Origin of the sequence: Lysinibacillus sp. UGB7 (assembly GCF_049058285.1) — a bacterium.
GTDB lineage: Bacteria > Bacillota > Bacilli > Bacillales_A > Planococcaceae > Lysinibacillus > Lysinibacillus sphaericus_B.
The window spans coordinates 188562-205278 of sequence record NZ_JBMGUV010000001.1 but is presented as its reverse complement, the minus strand read 5'-3'; the positions used below and the strand labels follow the sequence as shown (position 1 = coordinate 205278).

The following is a 16717-nucleotide window of genomic DNA, read 5'->3' as shown; positions in this document are numbered from 1 at the left end:
AAATAGTTTTTATAAAGAAGGATTTTTATAAGAAATATTTTATTGAAGGAGCATTTATTGTGAAGATTTTAAGTTTTAAACAATTATTGTCATCTGTAAACGAAAGTTCTGAGCCATTAAAACTCATTGCTATTGCAACTAGGGAACATGAGTTAGTTCCAGGGCAACTACACTATAGAGTAGGTATGTCATATGAGTTAGAACGACTAATTAATGGATATGTTTTATTTGAAGTAAGTGAGAACGAACGTAAAGCGTGCTTTGCTTTCTTAAATTCTCAAATGTATACAGACGAGCAAAAACAAGCATTTTCATACGACATGGCTAATCAATTTGCATTGCCACATGAAAATAAACGTGCTATTTGTGAGCTAGTTTTAAACGAAGCAATTGTTTATGACAATGAAATCGACAAATGGACAGTATTATTATCTACAGGTCGTGTAAAGGAGTTAAGTAATTTTACGCAATCAAATGGCGTAAGACGCATCATACTGGATGCACGATTAGGAAGCTTAAAAGAGATTACAGATATATTTCCAGAATATGAATTGAAGAAACGAGGAAGAAAGCACATCAAGACTTATTGGAAAGCATCTGTTGCAACATTGCATGTAGATATAGATACAGCAGGTTATGGGTTTTATTACGCATAAAATACAGAAGTTTGGAAGGGAACATTTTAAGTGATTAGAAAAGCTGATTTTAAAGAAGTTGTTAGAGGTTATTTGAATGGCGTGGGTTATTTTGTAGCAATTGAAAATTTAACAGAAGATTCTTCAATTTATTCAAATATTAAGAAGCTGAAAATAAAAAAAGGATGGATTTATCGAATTGAGCATGTGAAAGATGATATTTATGAGCTAATTGATTTTCAATATGGAAATTCATGCTTGACGATTGTAGGTGAAAAGCTAGGAGAACATATTTTTGAGCATTATTTACGATTAGTAACGACTTTGCACGAAGAAATATATGCCTATATGGAGCAATCATTTACTAAAAATCAGCTGAGTAACTTGAATGAAAGTAATTTTGAGTTTATCTATTTGTCGAATGAAGAAGTTGTTGTAAAATTACGATATATGGATTTACCATTGCTTTCTGATTACAGTAGAGAATATGTGAAAAATATGGTTATCCCTGTTTTGTGTGCTTCAGTAGTAGTTCAGGAGTATAGAATTGAGGTATCTCAACAATCAGATGTACGCACAAAGGCTGTATTTGATTTTAATGAAGAATTAGCAGCACTAGCAATTTATCATGAGGGAAATATTGAAAGAGTGTAGACTGAAATGGGGAATACATGGGGAATACTTGTGGAAATGAATTTAGAATAATGAATATGTGAAATTAATCCTTTATAGAATCAAATTATCAGGAGGGGTAAATAATGAGTAATAATCAGGATGAAATTAAGAATGAAGAAGAAATTGAAATTGTGGAAGAATTAGATCCTTATGCATTAGATGTGATTAAACGACTGTATGACGGAACAATCAAGGATTTGGTAGATCGATGAAATATTTATCATATGACGTAGCCGTTAAAATTAATGAAAACTTAATTGATAACTATAGCAATGGTGAAATGAAGGGTGTCAAAGAGCCGAAATTATTAGATAGTGCGATTCATCGACCATTCCAATCAATGTTTGGAGAATCCCTTTATAAAGATATTTTCGAAAAAGCAGTTGCATTATTTGAATCCATAGCTAAGAATCACTGCTTTTATAACGGAAACAAACGGACAGCCTTTGTCTGTATGACATATTTCTTATTTATCAATGGACATGTTTGCGTATTGAATGAAAAGGTAGCAAGCAATCTTACGGTTGATTTTGTAACTGGAAAGGTTAAATTTGAAGAAGTAGTTCAGATAGTTCGAGCTAATTCTTATCATAAATAGAACATAATCCTGAAGCTAAGGAGTGTGTTTATATAGGGGGAATTGAAATGAAAAAGGTAGTTATTTTTAAAGTAGGAGAAGCAGAAATTAGAATTGAGGGTGGGATGCCTCAATTAAGTAGTATGTCGCAAGAAGGCAAAGATGTAATGACGATTAACAATGCCATTGCAGCACTTAATAAATCATTGGGTTTTGATGTATCCCAAAAATATCCGAATATCAAAGAAACTGCGAAAATCATTTAATACATTTTGGTTTTACTCAATATTACGAGAAAATTGACATGTCATAGATCAATTCAAAAACAAGCTATTTCATAACGTTTGAAATTAGCTTGTTTTTTTATTTGATTATTAGTTTGGAAAATAACAAAAAAGAGCTTTCTTCCTCACTCACTTGAACGGACTTTCAGGAATCGATATGGGTAATCAACTTGATTTATTTATTTCAGTTCGTCTAAAGTCAATGTCATAGAATTATAATTTTGTTTAAGAATGCTCATATTGATAGAAAACGAAATATTGCGATATTCTATTTAAAAATCGAAATAGGTAATTAACTTAATTCACTTATTTCAGTTTGTTTAAAGTCAATGTCATAGAATTATAGTTTAGATTAAAAATCCTAGACTTGGTAGGAAATTGCGACTATAAAAATGGAATATATATAAGTTATTTGAAGGAATAAAAGCCTCGAAATTATAATAGTGAAAGTAAAAATATGAGAATAGATTTTCCTTAATTATACATAAATTTTTGCTAAATTTCCATTTATCTATGAAACAAATGCTTATGTAGATTGAATAAAAGTTCAATAAATTTACTTTCCTAGTATATTTTTATATCCCAATAAAACTAATTATTTCAAAATAGTGCTTAACTAAAAAAGGTGTTTGATGGTTGTGGGATAGATTGAATGATGGAAATTTCTGCTGTATAATGTACTCTATCAAATAATCAAAGGAGGTTAAGAAGAGTGTGAACAATATGGAATTCAGTGAGTATATCAGGCGTATAAAATGGGTAGAACATGATGAATTAAACCTGAAAATTGTTGATTCTGTTGGGGTTTTACTATGTATTAGGCTAGAAAAAAATTCAAATCATTTTGATGCTTTAATCGATCATATTTATACTAATTATTTCAAAAAGGTTTCAGTAGAAAAAGTATATTACACTCTTTTAGAAACATTAGTAAAAGCGATTATATTAGAACACTGTAAAAACAAGACGCAAATTGAAATTATACATATAGAAGATGTGTACACTGGAGAAACGGAAATGCTCCTAGTTGATTTTGATGATGAAATTGGAAGTTGTGTTTCAGATTCCAATATCACAAATTTGCAATGCAAAGAAATGAATATAGGTTTCAAAAAAGCTTTTATATCAGATAAAGTACCTATAAATTTAGAAAACATGTATTTAATGAATATTTGATCTAATATTTTATTTAAAACCGATTCCTAATCACTTACACAAAATGCAGATGATTAGGAATCGGTTTTTTCTCTTTTCAATTATTCTTCAGATCGCCTACATTTTTACAAAAAATCACCCGAATTAATAAAAATAATAAGAACGTGCGTTCCAAAAACATTAATTCTACGCCCAATGTCACAGAATTGGGATTCCATGACATTGAAAACGATATAAGAAAAGCGTACAATAGGTATGTACGCTAGTCCTTTAATTTGCATTGATTTGTATTTTCTGAGCATGGTATATAAAATGACTACGGAATGTTTTTTTTGTAAAGCTGAGAACGGTTAAATCAGAAGTTTGTTTGTTTGAGTTAATTAATAGATTGAATTTTCAAACCGTAGTCCTTATTATAATAACAAATGAGATCTTAGATGAAAAGAATATTGAGCAGGAGCTGATATAATGAATCAAAAGTTGTCATTTTTAGAAGAAATAGATGCCCTACGCATGAAGTATGAACAAAGGCTGCAACGTAGCAAAAGTGACGATACAGCGAGGACATACAAATATGAAGTGCGTAGATACATACAGTTCCTGGGGGAACATGAGCTGGAGCTAAATCAGGAATCGACACAAGAATATATGAATCAATGCTACGATAAAAAGATGGCTGCCGTTACGATTAACAAGATATTTAGGGCGATTAAAAATTTTGCAAAAGAGATTGAACGAATGGATATTGTAGAAGATATTCGGGTGGTGAAGCCGCCCAATCTGAAGAATCAAGCACCGAAGTCTTTACGTGAAATTGAGCGTAAAAAAATCATGAATGAGGCACAAGACGATACATTGAGAAATTTAGCTATTATTACCGTATTATTAAATACAGGAGTACGTGTATCTGAGCTTGTTATGCTTGATCGTAGTGATGTGATCATATTAGATGATGAAGGTGAAATTAAAGTTCGTCATGGTAAAGGTAATAAAGAACGTGATATACCTATTAACAAGAAAACAAGGGATGTTTTATCAATGTACTTGGAATCACGCACAGATAAATCTGTAGCATTGTTTTATGGACGTAAAGGTGGACGCTTAGGCAAGCGTGGTGTACAACATATTATGGCAGATTACGGAGTACATGCTCATAAATTCCGACATACATTTATTACAGATTTAGTACGTAAACAATTCGATTTAGTTTTAATCCAAACTTTATCAGGACATGCTTCAATGGATATTCTAAGTCGGTATGCTCGCCCTTCTAAAGAAGATTTACAGGGAGCTGTTGAAAAGCTGTACAATTAAAATGTTATCAAGTAAACATTCAATAAAAGGCATTGTAAGAGGGTGTTTCGTTTCATATGATACGGACACCTTTTTATTATTGCTTATACGCTATCACTCGATATTCTAACGAACTAATTCTATATAAACGTATGTGTTGGTAGGTAATGGCTCGCATTATATCTCAATGCGTCATATGAGATTAACTTCAAAAGTTGTAAGTTCTTTAAAACCCTTTTATATAGGGCTTTAAAAGCATTTTATCTCAATGTTACAAGTATACTATTAATATTGAGATATTGGAGAATTTTTAAGGTTTACTTCAAAAATTATGAGATACTTCAAAACCTATTTATATTGGGCTTTAAAAGCATTTTATCTCTCTATTTTAAGCATACTATTAATATTGAGATATTAGAGAATTTTCAAGGTTTACTTCAAAAATTATGAGATACTTCAAAACCTATTTATATTGGGCTTTAAAAGCATTTTATCTCTCTATTTTAAGCATACTATTAATATTGAGATATTAGAGAATTTTCAAGGTTACATATATGATTCACATGCAGAATAATAATAAAAAAGCCGATCCGAAATATCGAATGGCTTTAAATGCATGATATTAGCTAGTTAATGTATTTTTACAACTTGTCATTTAGGTGGAATAGCCTATTTGATTACTATTGCCTATTTAATAATTTGTTCGGAATGTTTAGTAATTTATTTTCTATTTTCAATTTCTTTTTCCATCAATTCAATTTTTAAATCGACATTCTTCCATCTATTCGGTCTGTATATTTTATCAGTTTCTAACATTCTCTTAATTCTTTTAATCGAATTGGTATTCTTTTTAAAGAGCCAACTTTTGTAATTAATAATGTCTTGCTCTGTTTCTAAATTGTTAATAATTATAGACATTTTATCACCTCAATTTTGTTTTAAACCGTTTTGACGAATCAACTAAAATCCCTCCAAATATGCAGCTATAAGCCGCCCCTATTTTGTAAAATACAAGGCATTATATGCAGAAAAAAAGCCACTCATAACGAGTAGCCTTCTGCTAACAATGCTATTTACTCAAGGATTCTCCATGACATAATGGTTGGTGTAATCCTATGCATAAGTTCAATTCTTTTATCTTCTTCAAAATGAGAAGTATATTCTTCTTCAAATGTACACAATGATATGGCTGATGGCACGTGAGGTAAAAATTTGAAAGCTTGCTCAGGATTCATTGTCATAGAAATGGTGCGTTCGTCAACAACAACACACTTTGCATACTTATTTCCATGTCTACTAAATCTAACTAGATATTGACAATCTTCTAGTTGGGCATTTGTAAAAATTGCCTCCATATTAATACGGTCATGGAGTGGTATGCAGCAATCTTGGAGTACATCTAAATGATGTCTAAATTCATCTTCGTTAAGATCCTTAGTAAAGCGTTTTCCGTAACCTAGAACATATTTTCTCTTCTTTCTTTTCACGAAAGATCTTACAATGCAAATTTCGCCCATTGTTATCGTTTTAGGGTGTTCTAGTCCAGTATCTTTTACGTTTTGAGTAATTAAAAAAAGAAGCCCTAAAATATCTCCACCTTCATGTTCTAATTCCTGCTTCTTAACTGCTTCAAGTAAATTAATCATAATATGCCTCTTTTCACCAAATTTATAAATCATTATACGTTGCATAGAAAAGAGATATGCTGGTATACGACATGTTTTTGACTGCAAAAGAGTAGTAAAGGTATGTATGTAGCCCCTAGATAGAGGCTATATTGTTTAGTTGAAAACTACTTAAATTTCGAATTCCATTATTAAAATCCATACACTATATGTTTGAAAGGTTAAATTATGCTGTCAATACAACAAAAAAAGCCGCTGATAAGCGACTTTTGATGTTATTAAGCAACTTCAATTGTTAGATGTGATGGTATCTTTTCTTTGATATATGCATATTCCTGATAAGCATTTAGTTTACCATCATAAATGATACGCATTAAATAACGCATAATTGAGCTTATACGTGCAGCTGTATCTAGTGTAATTTGGAACAAGCCTTCTTCTAGCTTTTTGATTTCGCCATTTTCACCAAACAATTTTGCAATATACACGCATTGTTCTTCCTTAATATCACGAACTGTAATATTGATACGAGTATCAAACTCATTGATGAAGTCACCATCTAACGAATTTAAAGCTAATTCTAGCCCTTCTTCGTTAAATTTTTGCATATAGTTTCCAACAATGTTCCATGTCGTCATTACATAAGCTTCTGAAGCCTCACAATAAAATACATAGAAACGTTCACCAATATATGCACTCGGTAAATTACTTTCTGCTATTTGCGTTGTGTTTTTTGTAGACACCATCCAAAAATAAGTAGTTTTACCGTTATCCTTTTGAAATTGCTTGTATGCTTGATATAATCCATTCATATTTAAAGCCCCTTTTTTAGTTCGATTTGATTTCAACTTACTATATGTCCATTAATAAAATAATATAGCTCGCTTTTGTCATCTTCATCTGATTTCACTTCAATGTGTATAGCGGATTCAATCAGCTGAGATAATACGTCCTGCAAAAACACATCTACTTCCTTTTCACTGTTTTTTAAGCAACATTGAAATGCCCAATAGCCTGTTTCTATATCAAACACATGTCCAAAGCCATCAGTAGCAATTTCGTCATGAATTAGCCAGCCAGTAGGCATATATGCTGAACTGCCAGTGGGAATTAGTGAAGCACGCTGAAGTTTAATAAAATCAGTTGCAAATGGCATTAAGTCTACAAATTCATCAAAATAAGCATCTTCTGCATTGATTAAAGAAATTGCCTTACGATAAGGCTCTTTAATAATCGCTTTAACACGCAACCCTTTTATCAAGATTTATCCACCTCAAATCCTGCTCCTTGCATCAATTTGATAACCTTTTGTTTTGCAGCATGTACATATTTAAAGTTCATTTTTTCATAGATACGTGGTTTTGGATTATCAGGATCATTATCCTGACAGCCTTCACGATTTAATTGGTGCTGGAATCGATCTTCGGGACACCATTTTAAACCACCCCACGCAACCCATTTAGAGTGTGAGCATTCTACGTTCAATAATTCTAATGTAGTTCCTTGATTGCGACACATCCAAATATACTCATCCACCTGCATATGCCAGGGCTTATATGAATCTCCAAATAGCATAACTTTATCTTTAAATGTTATTCGTACCGTTTTTCCCATAATTTCATTCACTCCATTTGTATGATTTCAATTTAACTTTATATCTTTTGTCCTTCAACGTAAGTGTTTACATCTAAACTTTCAAGAGAATTAGAAAACTATCATATATTCAGCAATATCAATATCTATCTCTACTACCTCATTTAAGTCACTATATCGAATATTGGATTCATCAGCTTCAGGCTCTTTTTCAACCATTTGCTCTACTAGTTTTTCCACAAAAGGATGAATCGCCCTCGTATTCGGTAGTTGATAGATTGCTTGATAATTTCCGTATTTACTTTCTTCAGTAATGTGCATCATTACATAGTTAATACCTGGAAAGGATGCTTCGAAAAGTCTACGTTCTTGCTCTTGAATATGCTTCACTAATACATAGAGCGGTTGACTATCATCTAGTTTAAATCGCTCCTGAAATGCTTCTTTATGAATAGCCAAATCATTAGCTGTCCATGAATATTCGTCATCCTTTGTACAAGCTATATAAACTTTTTCCTTACGATCATATATAACTGATACAAAATCACCTATATCTACTGCTGGTAATATAATGTTCTTTTGGTCCGAATTTTTAACAGCTACCAATTTTAGAGATTCTGTTATTGGTTTTTTAAAATAGGCAACGATTTTTTCTGTTAAATACAATACTGTCATCTATTTACCTTCCTTTTCAATAAACTAAAATTTGACATTGTGTTTAGCTATCTATTGAACACAAACCATAATCTACTGAACACCCACAGCCACCAACATCCATTACATCCCACATACTTAGTTGCATAGCTGTTTGTTCAAATTCTTCTAATGTCATGTCTTTCATAAAGCTAAATGGTTTATTGATATTTTCGCCTTTGCTATTTACACCAAAGTTTGCATTTTTGAGATATTTATGACCATCAATAATGTTTTGTATCTTGTCAGATTTCTTTCCATTCGTTACAAATTCCATTACGTCATCTCGCAAATAATCTTTTGAAATACCTTTTTTAATGGCTGGTTGTCTTACATAACGTGCGTATTCGCTTAATACAAGTTCTTGTTCTAAGAGCTCAAAAAAAGTCTTTCCATCTTGCATAAGCAAATTTTGAAAGTGACCTTTTCCTGCTTTCACACATCTTCCTTTGCAATTGTTATGTGCAAAATTCATTTTGTATAGTCTTGGTTCCTCAATGCTATATTTTTCAAGATAAATATTTCTATCATTGATTTTTTTAATTAGTGGAAATTGCACCTTAAAGGGTTTCCAATTAACAGCAATTTTCTTTGGTCTGTGCATTTCTTCCCACCCGATACCAAAGTAAAGTGTTGTATTTTCAAAAAACTCTTCATCACGTATACCATGAATGCTTTGTTTTAAGAAATCTTTGTTATACCAATATTCAACTTCTGGAATGATGCCTTTTTTCAAAAATCTCATTGCAACTTTGATTTTTAATTCAGTGGAACAAATTCCAGCACGATTGTTTGCTAAGTAGCGTTGTTGGACCATTAATTGTGGTGGTGTAATACCTCTACTTTGCACTAATAATGGTAATTTCAATTTGTCACTCACTTCTTTATTAAATCTGTATAAATCTTCATCTTCCCAAAGCGTGTCATTGAAATATAGTACAATGTTGTCATTTGGATAGTTTTCTTTCACCCATGCAGCTACTGCAAAGGATGACTTGCCACCTGAAAATTTAACGATTCGATTTTTCATATCCTCACTCCCTTTAAGCTTGTCTGTGCAAAATTAGCTCCGTTTCAGCAATATCGATGTCGATAATGAAAGTTACATCGATCATTTCCATTATCATAAATCTTTGGCTTGCGTTTTTCTTTTCAAGATAGCGTTCGAGTGATTCAATTACTCTTTTTAATAGGAAATAGTAACGTACAGACAAAATGCCTTTTGTTACTCCATTTCCTAAATCATTTTGCATTAATAGTTTTAAGCCGTCCGTTTGGCTCATTATTTCAGGTAAATAATCTTCAACAAACGGTGTTGGTAGGGTAACATCGCAATAAATGACTTCATCGCTATTAAAAACGAACTTTTGCAAAAACCTTTCTGTTTCTTCCGACTTTACATTAAGCGGAATTTCAACATGCATAAAATCTTCAGGATCAAATAGTCTAAGCACATCGCTATGCTTGCTACGTTTGATCATAAATTCTCGTCCCTTTGACAACGTTTTTCCTCCTGCCTCAACAGAATCAATGTATTCTTTTGCATATAAATACTTTTTACGTTGTGCGTTTAATGGATCACTATAAAATTTAAATAATTTATCCAACATTGGTGTTTTCATAAAAAAACGCTCCTTTTTTTCTATTTATGAAAGAAATCATATTCAGCAAGATCAACGCTTGTATTAATACAATTGCTCAAATAGTCGTTTAGTTCAGGCTGATTTTTAATGAAATGTAGCTTTTCAGCACAATATTTGCTGTATGCACGTGCAAAGCTGAAAAATACTGAAATTCGTTTGCACTTCATAATCATTCTTATCTCTTCTTCCGTTTCATGGATTAAAGCTAAACGCTTAATGCGTCCATTCATAAATTCCATATATACAGGCTCACCTAATAAGTAATCCTCATAAAATCTACGCTGCACAAAAACCTCAAAATAAAATGGCTCTACATTTTCTTCTGCAATTGGATCGAAGAGAAAAACATGTGATAGAAAATGCGTTAATTCAGTATTTTCTTCAAACTCTTCAAATTCAATCAATAGTTGATTAGAAAAGGCGATTTTAAATAATGGTTTACCTTGTTCTCTATCAACCACCACATATAAAATTGTGCCAGGATGATTTTCAGCAAAGTTAAATGCTTGCGGAAGCGGCTTTGCTACACATAGACGTAATTCTCCAATAGGATTTATACAATCTCTGTAATATTGTTGAATCTGTTTTTGAATTGTCATAGTCTAACTAGCTCCTTTTTTATCGATGTGTACAGTGAAATTCCATTGGATCAACATCGATTACAAACATTGTTTCTTTCAATGTTTCTCGATGCATCACAACATCTTTATTTGGCGTAGTGTATAAATAGTTTCTCACCATATCAAAGATGGATTGTAAGGAAGGCGTATAGCTTGCCTTGATCAAGTAATGTTTTGAATTTCCTCTTGTATCCATTTCAATAATTTTCAGTCCACTATTCGCTTCTAAAACTTCATCTAACTCTAATTTGCCCTGACTATATGAAATAGGCAGTTCTAAATAGCAAAATATTGGATTTTCATCATAAGAAATAATGAAGTTGTCGAGGAATTCACTCATGCCAGCGTGATCTGACTCATGAAACATGGCGATTGTTTCCTGCTCGCCTTCTTCGTAGCAAATATAAGATTCAGATGCTGGTAAATAAGTAAATCCAAAAAACATAGCTTTTTGACCTGACATCTTACCTCCTTCTGCTCGATTTGCCCTAAAATCATCATGTTTCGCCATCAATCCTAATGTATACGTAGCCCGATTTTGTTCTGTAAATCGAGATAACACCTCTTTTAAAAACTGACTTTTCATCTACTACAACTCCTTATTGGCTCAATGAGCACGTTTATTACAGCAAAAGCTGTCCCATTTTTATAAATGTTGATGTACTTTATGCATCTAAAATGGTCCTCATAACAAAGAATAAAGGCACTTGTCGTATGACAAGCACCTTATGATTACTCTACAATTTTTCATAAACTATCTGTTTTGCATATGAAATAAAAAAACACACGTTGTCGTGTGTTAGATAATTTTTATTCTTGATGAAATGTGATGTATTCAATGATTTGTATTTTCTGTTCGTCTTTCAACTCTTCATATTTTTCATCTGTTAATACATAGCGAGATATTCCTTCTTGAATATCACGAACAATTGTCTTTTCTACAGCTTCCATATTGAGTGTGTAATCTGTATACAAGCGTTCTTGAATTTCCTCATGCTCAACAATTTCATGATCAAGGAATAGGAAATTTTCTAAATCTTCTTCTCCGTTGACATAGAAATGTATATTTGTAGCCATAAGATAAATAGATATTAAGTATTGATCAACATGTCCTTTATTATAAGAATGTTTGCTTCGTATATATTCTTTCATAGAATATGTAACACGTTTTAATTCAGGATCATATGTAAATCCTTTACCCATTTTTTGCAAGTTCAATATAGTAGTTCCCTTCTGTTGCTTTGCTTTCGCCTCGAATAAAAATTATTGCTTATCAGGAATTTGGAATGAAATGCATGATGGATCAAGTAGATTTCTTGCCATTTTAAGATCTTCAGGATCGGCTAAACACATAATAAAAGGCTTGTCGTATCTGACTTTATTCACATCCACCATATATAAAAACGGAACATCCGCATCATCCACAAAGTATACTTCAAAAACTATATCAATAAGGTTTTTCAGCACCATCCCCTTATTAGACATAAACATTGCTGTAGAAGTTCCGTAAAGAGTGATCGATTCCTGCTGCTTTAGATAGTTTAACGCTTCCTCTAAGGAAGGTAGTACATTTTTGCTTAAATTGTAATTTTTCATTAAATATCTCCCTGTAAGTGTTATTTGATAGGTATTTGTAATCTTAAAAAAGCTATTATTTGTTACCAAAATAATACAGGACACTTTTGATAAAATCAAAAAGTATCCTGTAAATAAAATTATTAAATTTCTACACCACGTTTTTTTAGTCCAGCAATTGTTTGGTAGTGACCAATGAATCCAGCAAAATGTTCCGAATAATCAAATTCAGGTGTATAGCCAGTAATACCACCGATTTCTCCATCAACAATGCCGTAAATGGCAGCTTCCTCTTCCCCTACTTCATTATTTTTAAGTGCGTTAAACGCTAAAATCAATTCATCTTTCACATCAGATGTTAGCTCCTGTACTTCAAAAACATCTTCTTCTATTTTTTCATTAAAAAGTTGACGATAATGTTCAGCGTTGGATTCATGGAATGCACCTGCAAACGTTTGAGAAGGCTTGTAAACAAGCATTTTTACTACTTCTTCATTGATCCAATTTAATGCATCAACAGCATTCATAGTTTCTAAATCCATGCTGTACGCTTCTATATCTGAATCATCTTCATATAGATTTGGCGGAATTAATGTTTTAACAACTGTAGCATCTAAAAGTGCTGATAATGCCGCAGTGTCGTTAAAAATTGAAATTCGCCCTTCTCCTGATGATCCTTTTGCAACTTCATTTAATAATTCTACTTTCTCTGTCATAATTGACTTCCTCCTAAAACGTGTCTATTCAATGATAGATCGCCTATTTTTTAAAATACACTGAAGCATACGTAGGAATTTACAAAGTTATTCATGTAGAAGTCTTGAACTTAATTAGTTTTAAAACAAAATTATTACGAAAATAAAATAATAATATTATGTAAACTAATGATAACGTCTAAATCTAACTAAAATTAGAAATATTCCTTCAATTCATCTTCTTTAATTACACGTTGCAATAACTCAATGAATTCTTCAAGAGAAGTGATCTCATATGTGTGTTTTAAATAATTCAGCTTTACACCTTCTGTATAAGTTTTAATAATTGTATAGATAACAACATCTTTTTTCGAAAGGATGTGCATTTTTTTATAGCGATCCCATATGGCACGCATCGCCTCTATCTTTAATTTTTCAGTAATTATTACAGGTATAGCAGCCACCCCCCATTCGATAGTTCAATTCTTTTATTCTATTAAACACACCAATTCTTCATTCCAAATAAGAATAAATTTTCAAAAATCGGTATAAGTTAAAACAGGTTTTAAATAAATTAGGAAGTCATTTAATGACGAACTACAAAGGAGTTTTTATTATGTTTTGGTATACGAAGGATGAATTAATTGACTTATATGAGAAAACGCTAGGTAAGAATTACTACGGTGACAATCATATAAAATGTCCTGTCATGATTTTAAGAAAAACAGAAAGTATGCTGCCTTATGCAGTTTCAAAGGCTGGCATTCGTTCGGGAGAAATGGTGACTGCATATGTAAATCGAGAGGAAATTTATTTTGAAAACTTTTTAGGTCATCATATTGTGAAGGCAAAGCTTGATACTACGTTAGGAAAAGAAATTATTAATTGCCTAGCATTTATCGACAAAAATCCTACGCAAGCATTTTACACATTGCTTGTCTATCCCGATTCACTATCTATTGAGGCAAATAAATTAATTGATCAATATGCAGAAGTGGAGAAAACAGATCTATCAGCTGAAGATATTGGATTAGATGGTGTGACTGCAAAAGCATTCTTAGTTAAAGCAACAATTACAACGAAAAAGAAGCTTTTTGGTGCTTTTTCTAATTTGAGCAAACTTGTAGAAGGAGCGGATTCAAGAATGGTTACAATTTTACCAAATATTGAACCAGCTGAATATCAATTCTATTACCGCCATTATAGTTGAAAGGAAAGATAATGATGAAGCGTGTGGAGTTAAAGAAATTGGCAGAATTATTAGGTCCTGAAAGCGAGGCATCCTATCAAGTAACTGCTTATGCAAAAGATAAAAAGGTACGACATATCAGTGATCTTAATCAAGAATCTTTTGTACAAGGGCTAGTGCTTACCTTACAAATTGAGCATAGTAAAGGTCGTTTAACCTTTTCGTTACTTGATTACAAAGGGAAGCCTATTCAAATTGGCGGCAGGTATAGAACAGTGGTTAATTTCTATTGGGATAAGGTAATTCAACGACTATTTGTTCATTATGAAGAGCAAGAAATGACAACTATCATTCTTGATTTTAATGTGTCAGGCAATACGGATGAATTAAATCGAAAAAAACACGATGAAATGTTGATAATTTTTAATTCATTACGGTATGCACCATTATTAAGTGGCGATCCAGCAAGTTTGATCTACGCAGCGAATGTTACCATGCGTACATTTGGAGGTATAGCATTAGCTATTGAACAAATTGATGCTGGAAGAGCTGTAGAAATATTAATTGAACAAGATATTGCTGAATACGAATTTTACTCAAAATAAAAATGAAAGCTAAAGGCTACAATTGGTATGCTTATAGAAACAGGCGTATTTGAATTAGGTTATTTTAAAGGCTATTCGTAAGATGTGGTAAAATCAAATGAAATATGAAATTGTGGAAATGTCGATTTGATTTGAAAATAAGGAGGAACCAAAATGCACGTACAAACAAATGAAATTCACACTTTAAATATGAAAGATCACTATAATTCCTTAAAGCGTGAAATCGAAGTGATTGAGAGACTAAAGTTAATAGAGACATCGGCTTCATATGGGAATGATCGTTACGATCTAAAGATGTTTGACAACACAACTAACATTTTTTATTCAGTGGAGGCTTACAACCTTAAAAATAAATCAGTGGTACTTTTAGTATCAAAGCTTAGAGATGATCATGCAGATTACTATGAGTTAGAAAATAAATTTGATGATTGTTTTATGGAGATAGACTTTAAGGATTACGAGGATAAATATTTACCATTTTTAATTAACAGAGAAGAAGCTAAATTATTGATTGATAGTATTACTAAATGAAAGAATCAAAATGTGGAATAAAAGGAGATAAAATAATGAAACGTTCTCAATAGAGGGCGTTTTTTTTATGTATAGAGAGAAGTGAATAATACACTTCTCATACTAAATTATTTCCACTTAATAATTTGATTGTGTCTATTAAGTTCTATAGATTGGATGCCGTAATTTTGATGATCGGGACTCAATTGAACAAAAATCGATAGCATATCTGGATTTAGAATGTTGTCTATAGAGATACGTTCCTGTGATGTAGCAATGGTTGCTTTAGATGGATGGATTTCGATTTTTCTTTCACTTACAGGAATGTCCTCCATTACATAAATATTACCAACTTCATCAAAATGATGCTCTTTTGCTTCAGAATTCAATCCATCGATTGTTAATCCCTTCGTCAATTCTTTAACAAGCGTAGTTTTTCCCACTCCAGCTTTCCCCCAAATATAAATAGCGATTGGACCAATTGCTGTAAGCATAGCTGATTTGATGAACTCAATATCTGCTTTGTCGAATTTAGTTTTAAATTCTTCAATTTCAATTTTTTTTGTAATTAAATTGCAGGTTATTGAAACCATGCTTTCGGCTGAAATCCCTGCAACTTCTCGGAATGTTTTAGGGATTGTTACCTGTCCTTTTTTATTTACATCTGCTAAACATTTTAAAATACTCATAGAATGTTCACTCCTTTTTCTTAATTGTTTTTATATGATTAGTCTATGCATTTAAAAACAAATTACTACTAAATTATGAAAAAAGTAAGAGAGAAGTAGGGATTTTTTAAAAAAAATAATTAGTAATCATTCAACAACAGTTAAATCATATATGAAGTTTAAAGATAATGCCTTGAATATCTAATTGAATAAAATGTCGTTTTTTCTACAAGAATTCGACTATATTCCCTTTTATGTTCGGGCATTGCTCTGCATAGAATAATAAAAACAAACAGATGGAGGTGAATATTGATGAAAAATTATGCATTGGAATTGACGGATCAACAAGTGGAATCTTTTGTAACGCAATTATTTGGCGGCTATCATGAGCTATTGATTCATCGAGTAGCAAATAAAGTTTTTACTACAGTACGCTATGAGTATGGATTAGGTGAGCGTGGAATCGTATTAAGAGATTTTGAAGTGAATGTAATTGGCAATGACTGCCCTTCTTACAGCAACTTATATCAGGCATACATGATTAGTATTTTTGGAGAGGCTTATGAAAGGGATCTTAAAGAATTGAATCGACAGGTAAAATGTTCAGCTATTTGAGCATTTTGCCTTTTTTGTTGGCATGAATAATTATTTCCCTACGTACATTATAGAGTTCTCTAGTAAA

The 16717-nt window shown here is 31.8% G+C and carries 26 protein-coding genes; 11 read left to right on the top strand and 15 right to left on the bottom strand.

The genetic code is table 11. The features are described 5' to 3' along the window. The first annotated feature begins 59 nt into the window (after positions 1–59). The 7 genes from ACOMCU_RS01380 to ACOMCU_RS01350 all read left to right on the top strand — a co-directional run bounded on the left by ACOMCU_RS01380 (position 60) and on the right by ACOMCU_RS01350 (position 4640). Positions 60–656 carry a hypothetical protein gene (locus tag ACOMCU_RS01380; protein ID WP_421049180.1) on the top strand — a complete coding sequence of 199 codons (597 nt, stop codon included), beginning with the start codon at positions 60–62 and terminating at the stop codon, positions 654–656. Between the two features lie 30 nt (positions 657–686). Then, positions 687–1289 carry a hypothetical protein gene (locus ACOMCU_RS01375; protein ID WP_421049179.1) on the top strand — a complete coding sequence of 201 codons (603 nt, stop codon included), beginning with the start codon at positions 687–689 and terminating at the stop codon, positions 1287–1289. A gap of 104 nt (positions 1290–1393) precedes the next feature. Beyond that, positions 1394–1522, top strand: coding sequence for a hypothetical protein (locus ACOMCU_RS01370; protein ID WP_276570409.1), 129 nt, complete (start codon positions 1394–1396; stop codon positions 1520–1522). Beyond that, on the top strand, positions 1519–1908 hold the full coding sequence (locus ACOMCU_RS01365; protein WP_197224772.1) for a type II toxin-antitoxin system death-on-curing family toxin: 390 nt from the start codon (positions 1519–1521) through the stop codon (positions 1906–1908). Before ACOMCU_RS01370 ends, ACOMCU_RS01365 begins: the two co-directional genes overlap by 4 nt. 47 nt (positions 1909–1955) lie before the next feature. Continuing rightward, entirely contained in the window at positions 1956–2153 is a 198-nt protein-coding gene (locus ACOMCU_RS01360; protein WP_421049178.1) for a hypothetical protein, read from the top strand. Between the two features lie 732 nt (positions 2154–2885). Further along, positions 2886–3347: a hypothetical protein gene (locus tag ACOMCU_RS01355; protein ID WP_421049177.1), complete on the top strand. Its 462-nt coding sequence runs from the start codon at positions 2886–2888 to the stop codon at positions 3345–3347. Positions 3348–3794: 447 nt separating this feature from the next. Further along, complete coding sequence (locus ACOMCU_RS01350) at positions 3795–4640, top strand: tyrosine-type recombinase/integrase (RefSeq protein ID WP_421049176.1); 846 nt, start codon at positions 3795–3797, stop codon at positions 4638–4640. Between the two features lie 699 nt (positions 4641–5339). Here ACOMCU_RS01350 and ACOMCU_RS01345 read toward each other — a convergent pair. From ACOMCU_RS01345 to ACOMCU_RS01280, 14 genes are all read right to left on the bottom strand, one after another. Continuing rightward, positions 5340–5537, bottom strand: a complete 198-nt coding sequence (locus tag ACOMCU_RS01345; protein WP_421049175.1) for a hypothetical protein — start codon at positions 5535–5537, stop codon at positions 5340–5342. Positions 5538–5692: 155 nt separating this feature from the next. After that, positions 5693–6265 carry a hypothetical protein gene (locus tag ACOMCU_RS01340; RefSeq protein WP_421049174.1) on the bottom strand — a complete coding sequence of 191 codons (573 nt, stop codon included), beginning with the start codon at positions 6263–6265 and terminating at the stop codon, positions 5693–5695. A 257-nt stretch (positions 6266–6522) separates the two neighbouring features. Beyond that, a complete protein-coding gene (locus tag ACOMCU_RS01335) occupies positions 6523–7056 on the bottom strand; it encodes a hypothetical protein (RefSeq protein WP_421049173.1) in 534 nt (177 codons plus the stop codon). A 32-nt stretch (positions 7057–7088) separates the two neighbouring features. Further along, complete coding sequence (locus tag ACOMCU_RS01330) at positions 7089–7505, bottom strand: hypothetical protein (RefSeq protein ID WP_421049172.1); 417 nt, start codon at positions 7503–7505, stop codon at positions 7089–7091. Then, on the bottom strand, positions 7502–7858 hold the full coding sequence (locus ACOMCU_RS01325; RefSeq protein ID WP_421049171.1) for a spore protein H: 357 nt from the start codon (positions 7856–7858) through the stop codon (positions 7502–7504). Before ACOMCU_RS01325 ends, ACOMCU_RS01330 begins: the two co-directional genes overlap by 4 nt. Before the next feature lie 90 nt (positions 7859–7948). Beyond that, the gene (locus ACOMCU_RS01320; RefSeq protein WP_421049170.1) at positions 7949–8512 is read right to left on the bottom strand and encodes a hypothetical protein; all 564 of its coding nucleotides are present in this window, start codon (positions 8510–8512) and stop codon (positions 7949–7951) included. 43 nt (positions 8513–8555) lie between these two features. After that, positions 8556–9560, bottom strand: coding sequence for a hypothetical protein (locus tag ACOMCU_RS01315; RefSeq protein ID WP_421049169.1), 1005 nt, complete (start codon positions 9558–9560; stop codon positions 8556–8558). 13 nt (positions 9561–9573) lie between these two features. Further along, positions 9574–10152, bottom strand: a complete 579-nt coding sequence (locus ACOMCU_RS01310; RefSeq protein ID WP_421049168.1) for a hypothetical protein — start codon at positions 10150–10152, stop codon at positions 9574–9576. 20 nt (positions 10153–10172) lie between these two features. Next, the gene (locus tag ACOMCU_RS01305; protein WP_421049167.1) at positions 10173–10772 is read right to left on the bottom strand and encodes a hypothetical protein; all 600 of its coding nucleotides are present in this window, start codon (positions 10770–10772) and stop codon (positions 10173–10175) included. Between the two features lie 19 nt (positions 10773–10791). Next, positions 10792–11379, bottom strand: a complete 588-nt coding sequence (locus ACOMCU_RS01300) for a hypothetical protein (protein ID WP_421049166.1) — start codon at positions 11377–11379, stop codon at positions 10792–10794. Between the two features lie 224 nt (positions 11380–11603). Next, positions 11604–12011, bottom strand: a complete 408-nt coding sequence (locus ACOMCU_RS01295; protein WP_421049165.1) for a hypothetical protein — start codon at positions 12009–12011, stop codon at positions 11604–11606. Between the two features lie 45 nt (positions 12012–12056). Next, on the bottom strand, positions 12057–12389 hold the full coding sequence (locus tag ACOMCU_RS01290; RefSeq protein WP_421049164.1) for a hypothetical protein: 333 nt from the start codon (positions 12387–12389) through the stop codon (positions 12057–12059). 122 nt (positions 12390–12511) lie between these two features. Continuing rightward, a complete protein-coding gene (locus ACOMCU_RS01285; RefSeq protein ID WP_421049163.1) occupies positions 12512–13084 on the bottom strand; it encodes a hypothetical protein in 573 nt (190 codons plus the stop codon). Positions 13085–13278: 194 nt separating this feature from the next. Then, positions 13279–13527, bottom strand: a complete 249-nt coding sequence (locus ACOMCU_RS01280; protein ID WP_421049162.1) for a hypothetical protein — start codon at positions 13525–13527, stop codon at positions 13279–13281. 125 nt (positions 13528–13652) lie between these two features. Here ACOMCU_RS01280 and ACOMCU_RS01275 point away from each other — a divergent pair, with 125 nt between their 5' ends. From ACOMCU_RS01275 to ACOMCU_RS01265, 3 genes are all read left to right on the top strand, one after another. Continuing rightward, positions 13653–14273, top strand: a complete 621-nt coding sequence (locus ACOMCU_RS01275) for a hypothetical protein (protein ID WP_421049161.1) — start codon at positions 13653–13655, stop codon at positions 14271–14273. A gap of 38 nt (positions 14274–14311) precedes the next feature. Next, positions 14312–14857 (top strand): hypothetical protein, encoded by a 546-nt coding sequence (locus ACOMCU_RS01270; RefSeq protein ID WP_421049160.1) that lies wholly within the window; start codon positions 14312–14314, stop codon positions 14855–14857. A 153-nt stretch (positions 14858–15010) separates the two neighbouring features. Then, positions 15011–15388, top strand: coding sequence for a hypothetical protein (locus ACOMCU_RS01265; RefSeq protein WP_421049159.1), 378 nt, complete (start codon positions 15011–15013; stop codon positions 15386–15388). 107 nt (positions 15389–15495) lie between these two features. Here the strand turns inward: ACOMCU_RS01265 and ACOMCU_RS01260 are convergent, their stop codons facing one another. Next, complete coding sequence (locus ACOMCU_RS01260; protein WP_421049158.1) at positions 15496–16056, bottom strand: hypothetical protein; 561 nt, start codon at positions 16054–16056, stop codon at positions 15496–15498. A 291-nt stretch (positions 16057–16347) separates the two neighbouring features. On the opposite strand from ACOMCU_RS01260, the gene ACOMCU_RS01255 reads away from it, so the two are divergent. Then, positions 16348–16650 carry a hypothetical protein gene (locus tag ACOMCU_RS01255; RefSeq protein WP_421049157.1) on the top strand — a complete coding sequence of 101 codons (303 nt, stop codon included), beginning with the start codon at positions 16348–16350 and terminating at the stop codon, positions 16648–16650. Positions 16651–16717 lie beyond the last annotated feature (67 nt).

Excerpts from the sequence above, each read along its gene's own strand:
- ACOMCU_RS01265 (WP_421049159.1), top strand. The coding sequence starts at position 15,011 with ATGCACGTACAAACAAATGAAATTCACACTTTAAATATGAAAGATCAC.
- ACOMCU_RS01325 (WP_421049171.1), bottom strand. The coding sequence starts at position 7,858 with ATGGGAAAAACGGTACGAATAACATTTAAAGATAAAGTTATGCTATTT.
- ACOMCU_RS01305 (WP_421049167.1), bottom strand. The coding sequence starts at position 10,772 with ATGACAATTCAAAAACAGATTCAACAATATTACAGAGATTGTATAAAT.
- ACOMCU_RS01360 (WP_421049178.1), top strand. The coding sequence starts at position 1,956 with ATGAAAAAGGTAGTTATTTTTAAAGTAGGAGAAGCAGAAATTAGAATT.
- ACOMCU_RS01365 (WP_197224772.1), top strand. The coding sequence starts at position 1,519 with ATGAAATATTTATCATATGACGTAGCCGTTAAAATTAATGAAAACTTA.
- ACOMCU_RS01255 (WP_421049157.1), top strand. The coding sequence starts at position 16,348 with ATGAAAAATTATGCATTGGAATTGACGGATCAACAAGTGGAATCTTTT.
- ACOMCU_RS01285 (WP_421049163.1), bottom strand. The coding sequence starts at position 13,084 with ATGACAGAGAAAGTAGAATTATTAAATGAAGTTGCAAAAGGATCATCA.
- ACOMCU_RS01320 (WP_421049170.1), bottom strand. The coding sequence starts at position 8,512 with ATGACAGTATTGTATTTAACAGAAAAAATCGTTGCCTATTTTAAAAAA.
- ACOMCU_RS01340 (WP_421049174.1), bottom strand. The coding sequence starts at position 6,265 with ATGATTAATTTACTTGAAGCAGTTAAGAAGCAGGAATTAGAACATGAA.
- ACOMCU_RS01260 (WP_421049158.1), bottom strand. The coding sequence starts at position 16,056 with ATGAGTATTTTAAAATGTTTAGCAGATGTAAATAAAAAAGGACAGGTA.
- ACOMCU_RS01370 (WP_276570409.1), top strand. The coding sequence starts at position 1,394 with ATGAGTAATAATCAGGATGAAATTAAGAATGAAGAAGAAATTGAAATT.
- ACOMCU_RS01300 (WP_421049166.1), bottom strand. The coding sequence starts at position 11,379 with ATGAAAAGTCAGTTTTTAAAAGAGGTGTTATCTCGATTTACAGAACAA.
- ACOMCU_RS01315 (WP_421049169.1), bottom strand. The coding sequence starts at position 9,560 with ATGAAAAATCGAATCGTTAAATTTTCAGGTGGCAAGTCATCCTTTGCA.
- ACOMCU_RS01275 (WP_421049161.1), top strand. The coding sequence starts at position 13,653 with ATGACGAACTACAAAGGAGTTTTTATTATGTTTTGGTATACGAAGGAT.
- ACOMCU_RS01350 (WP_421049176.1), top strand. The coding sequence starts at position 3,795 with ATGAATCAAAAGTTGTCATTTTTAGAAGAAATAGATGCCCTACGCATG.
- ACOMCU_RS01335 (WP_421049173.1), bottom strand. The coding sequence starts at position 7,056 with ATGAATGGATTATATCAAGCATACAAGCAATTTCAAAAGGATAACGGT.
- ACOMCU_RS01310 (WP_421049168.1), bottom strand. The coding sequence starts at position 10,152 with ATGAAAACACCAATGTTGGATAAATTATTTAAATTTTATAGTGATCCA.
- ACOMCU_RS01345 (WP_421049175.1), bottom strand. The coding sequence starts at position 5,537 with ATGTCTATAATTATTAACAATTTAGAAACAGAGCAAGACATTATTAAT.
- ACOMCU_RS01290 (WP_421049164.1), bottom strand. The coding sequence starts at position 12,389 with ATGAAAAATTACAATTTAAGCAAAAATGTACTACCTTCCTTAGAGGAA.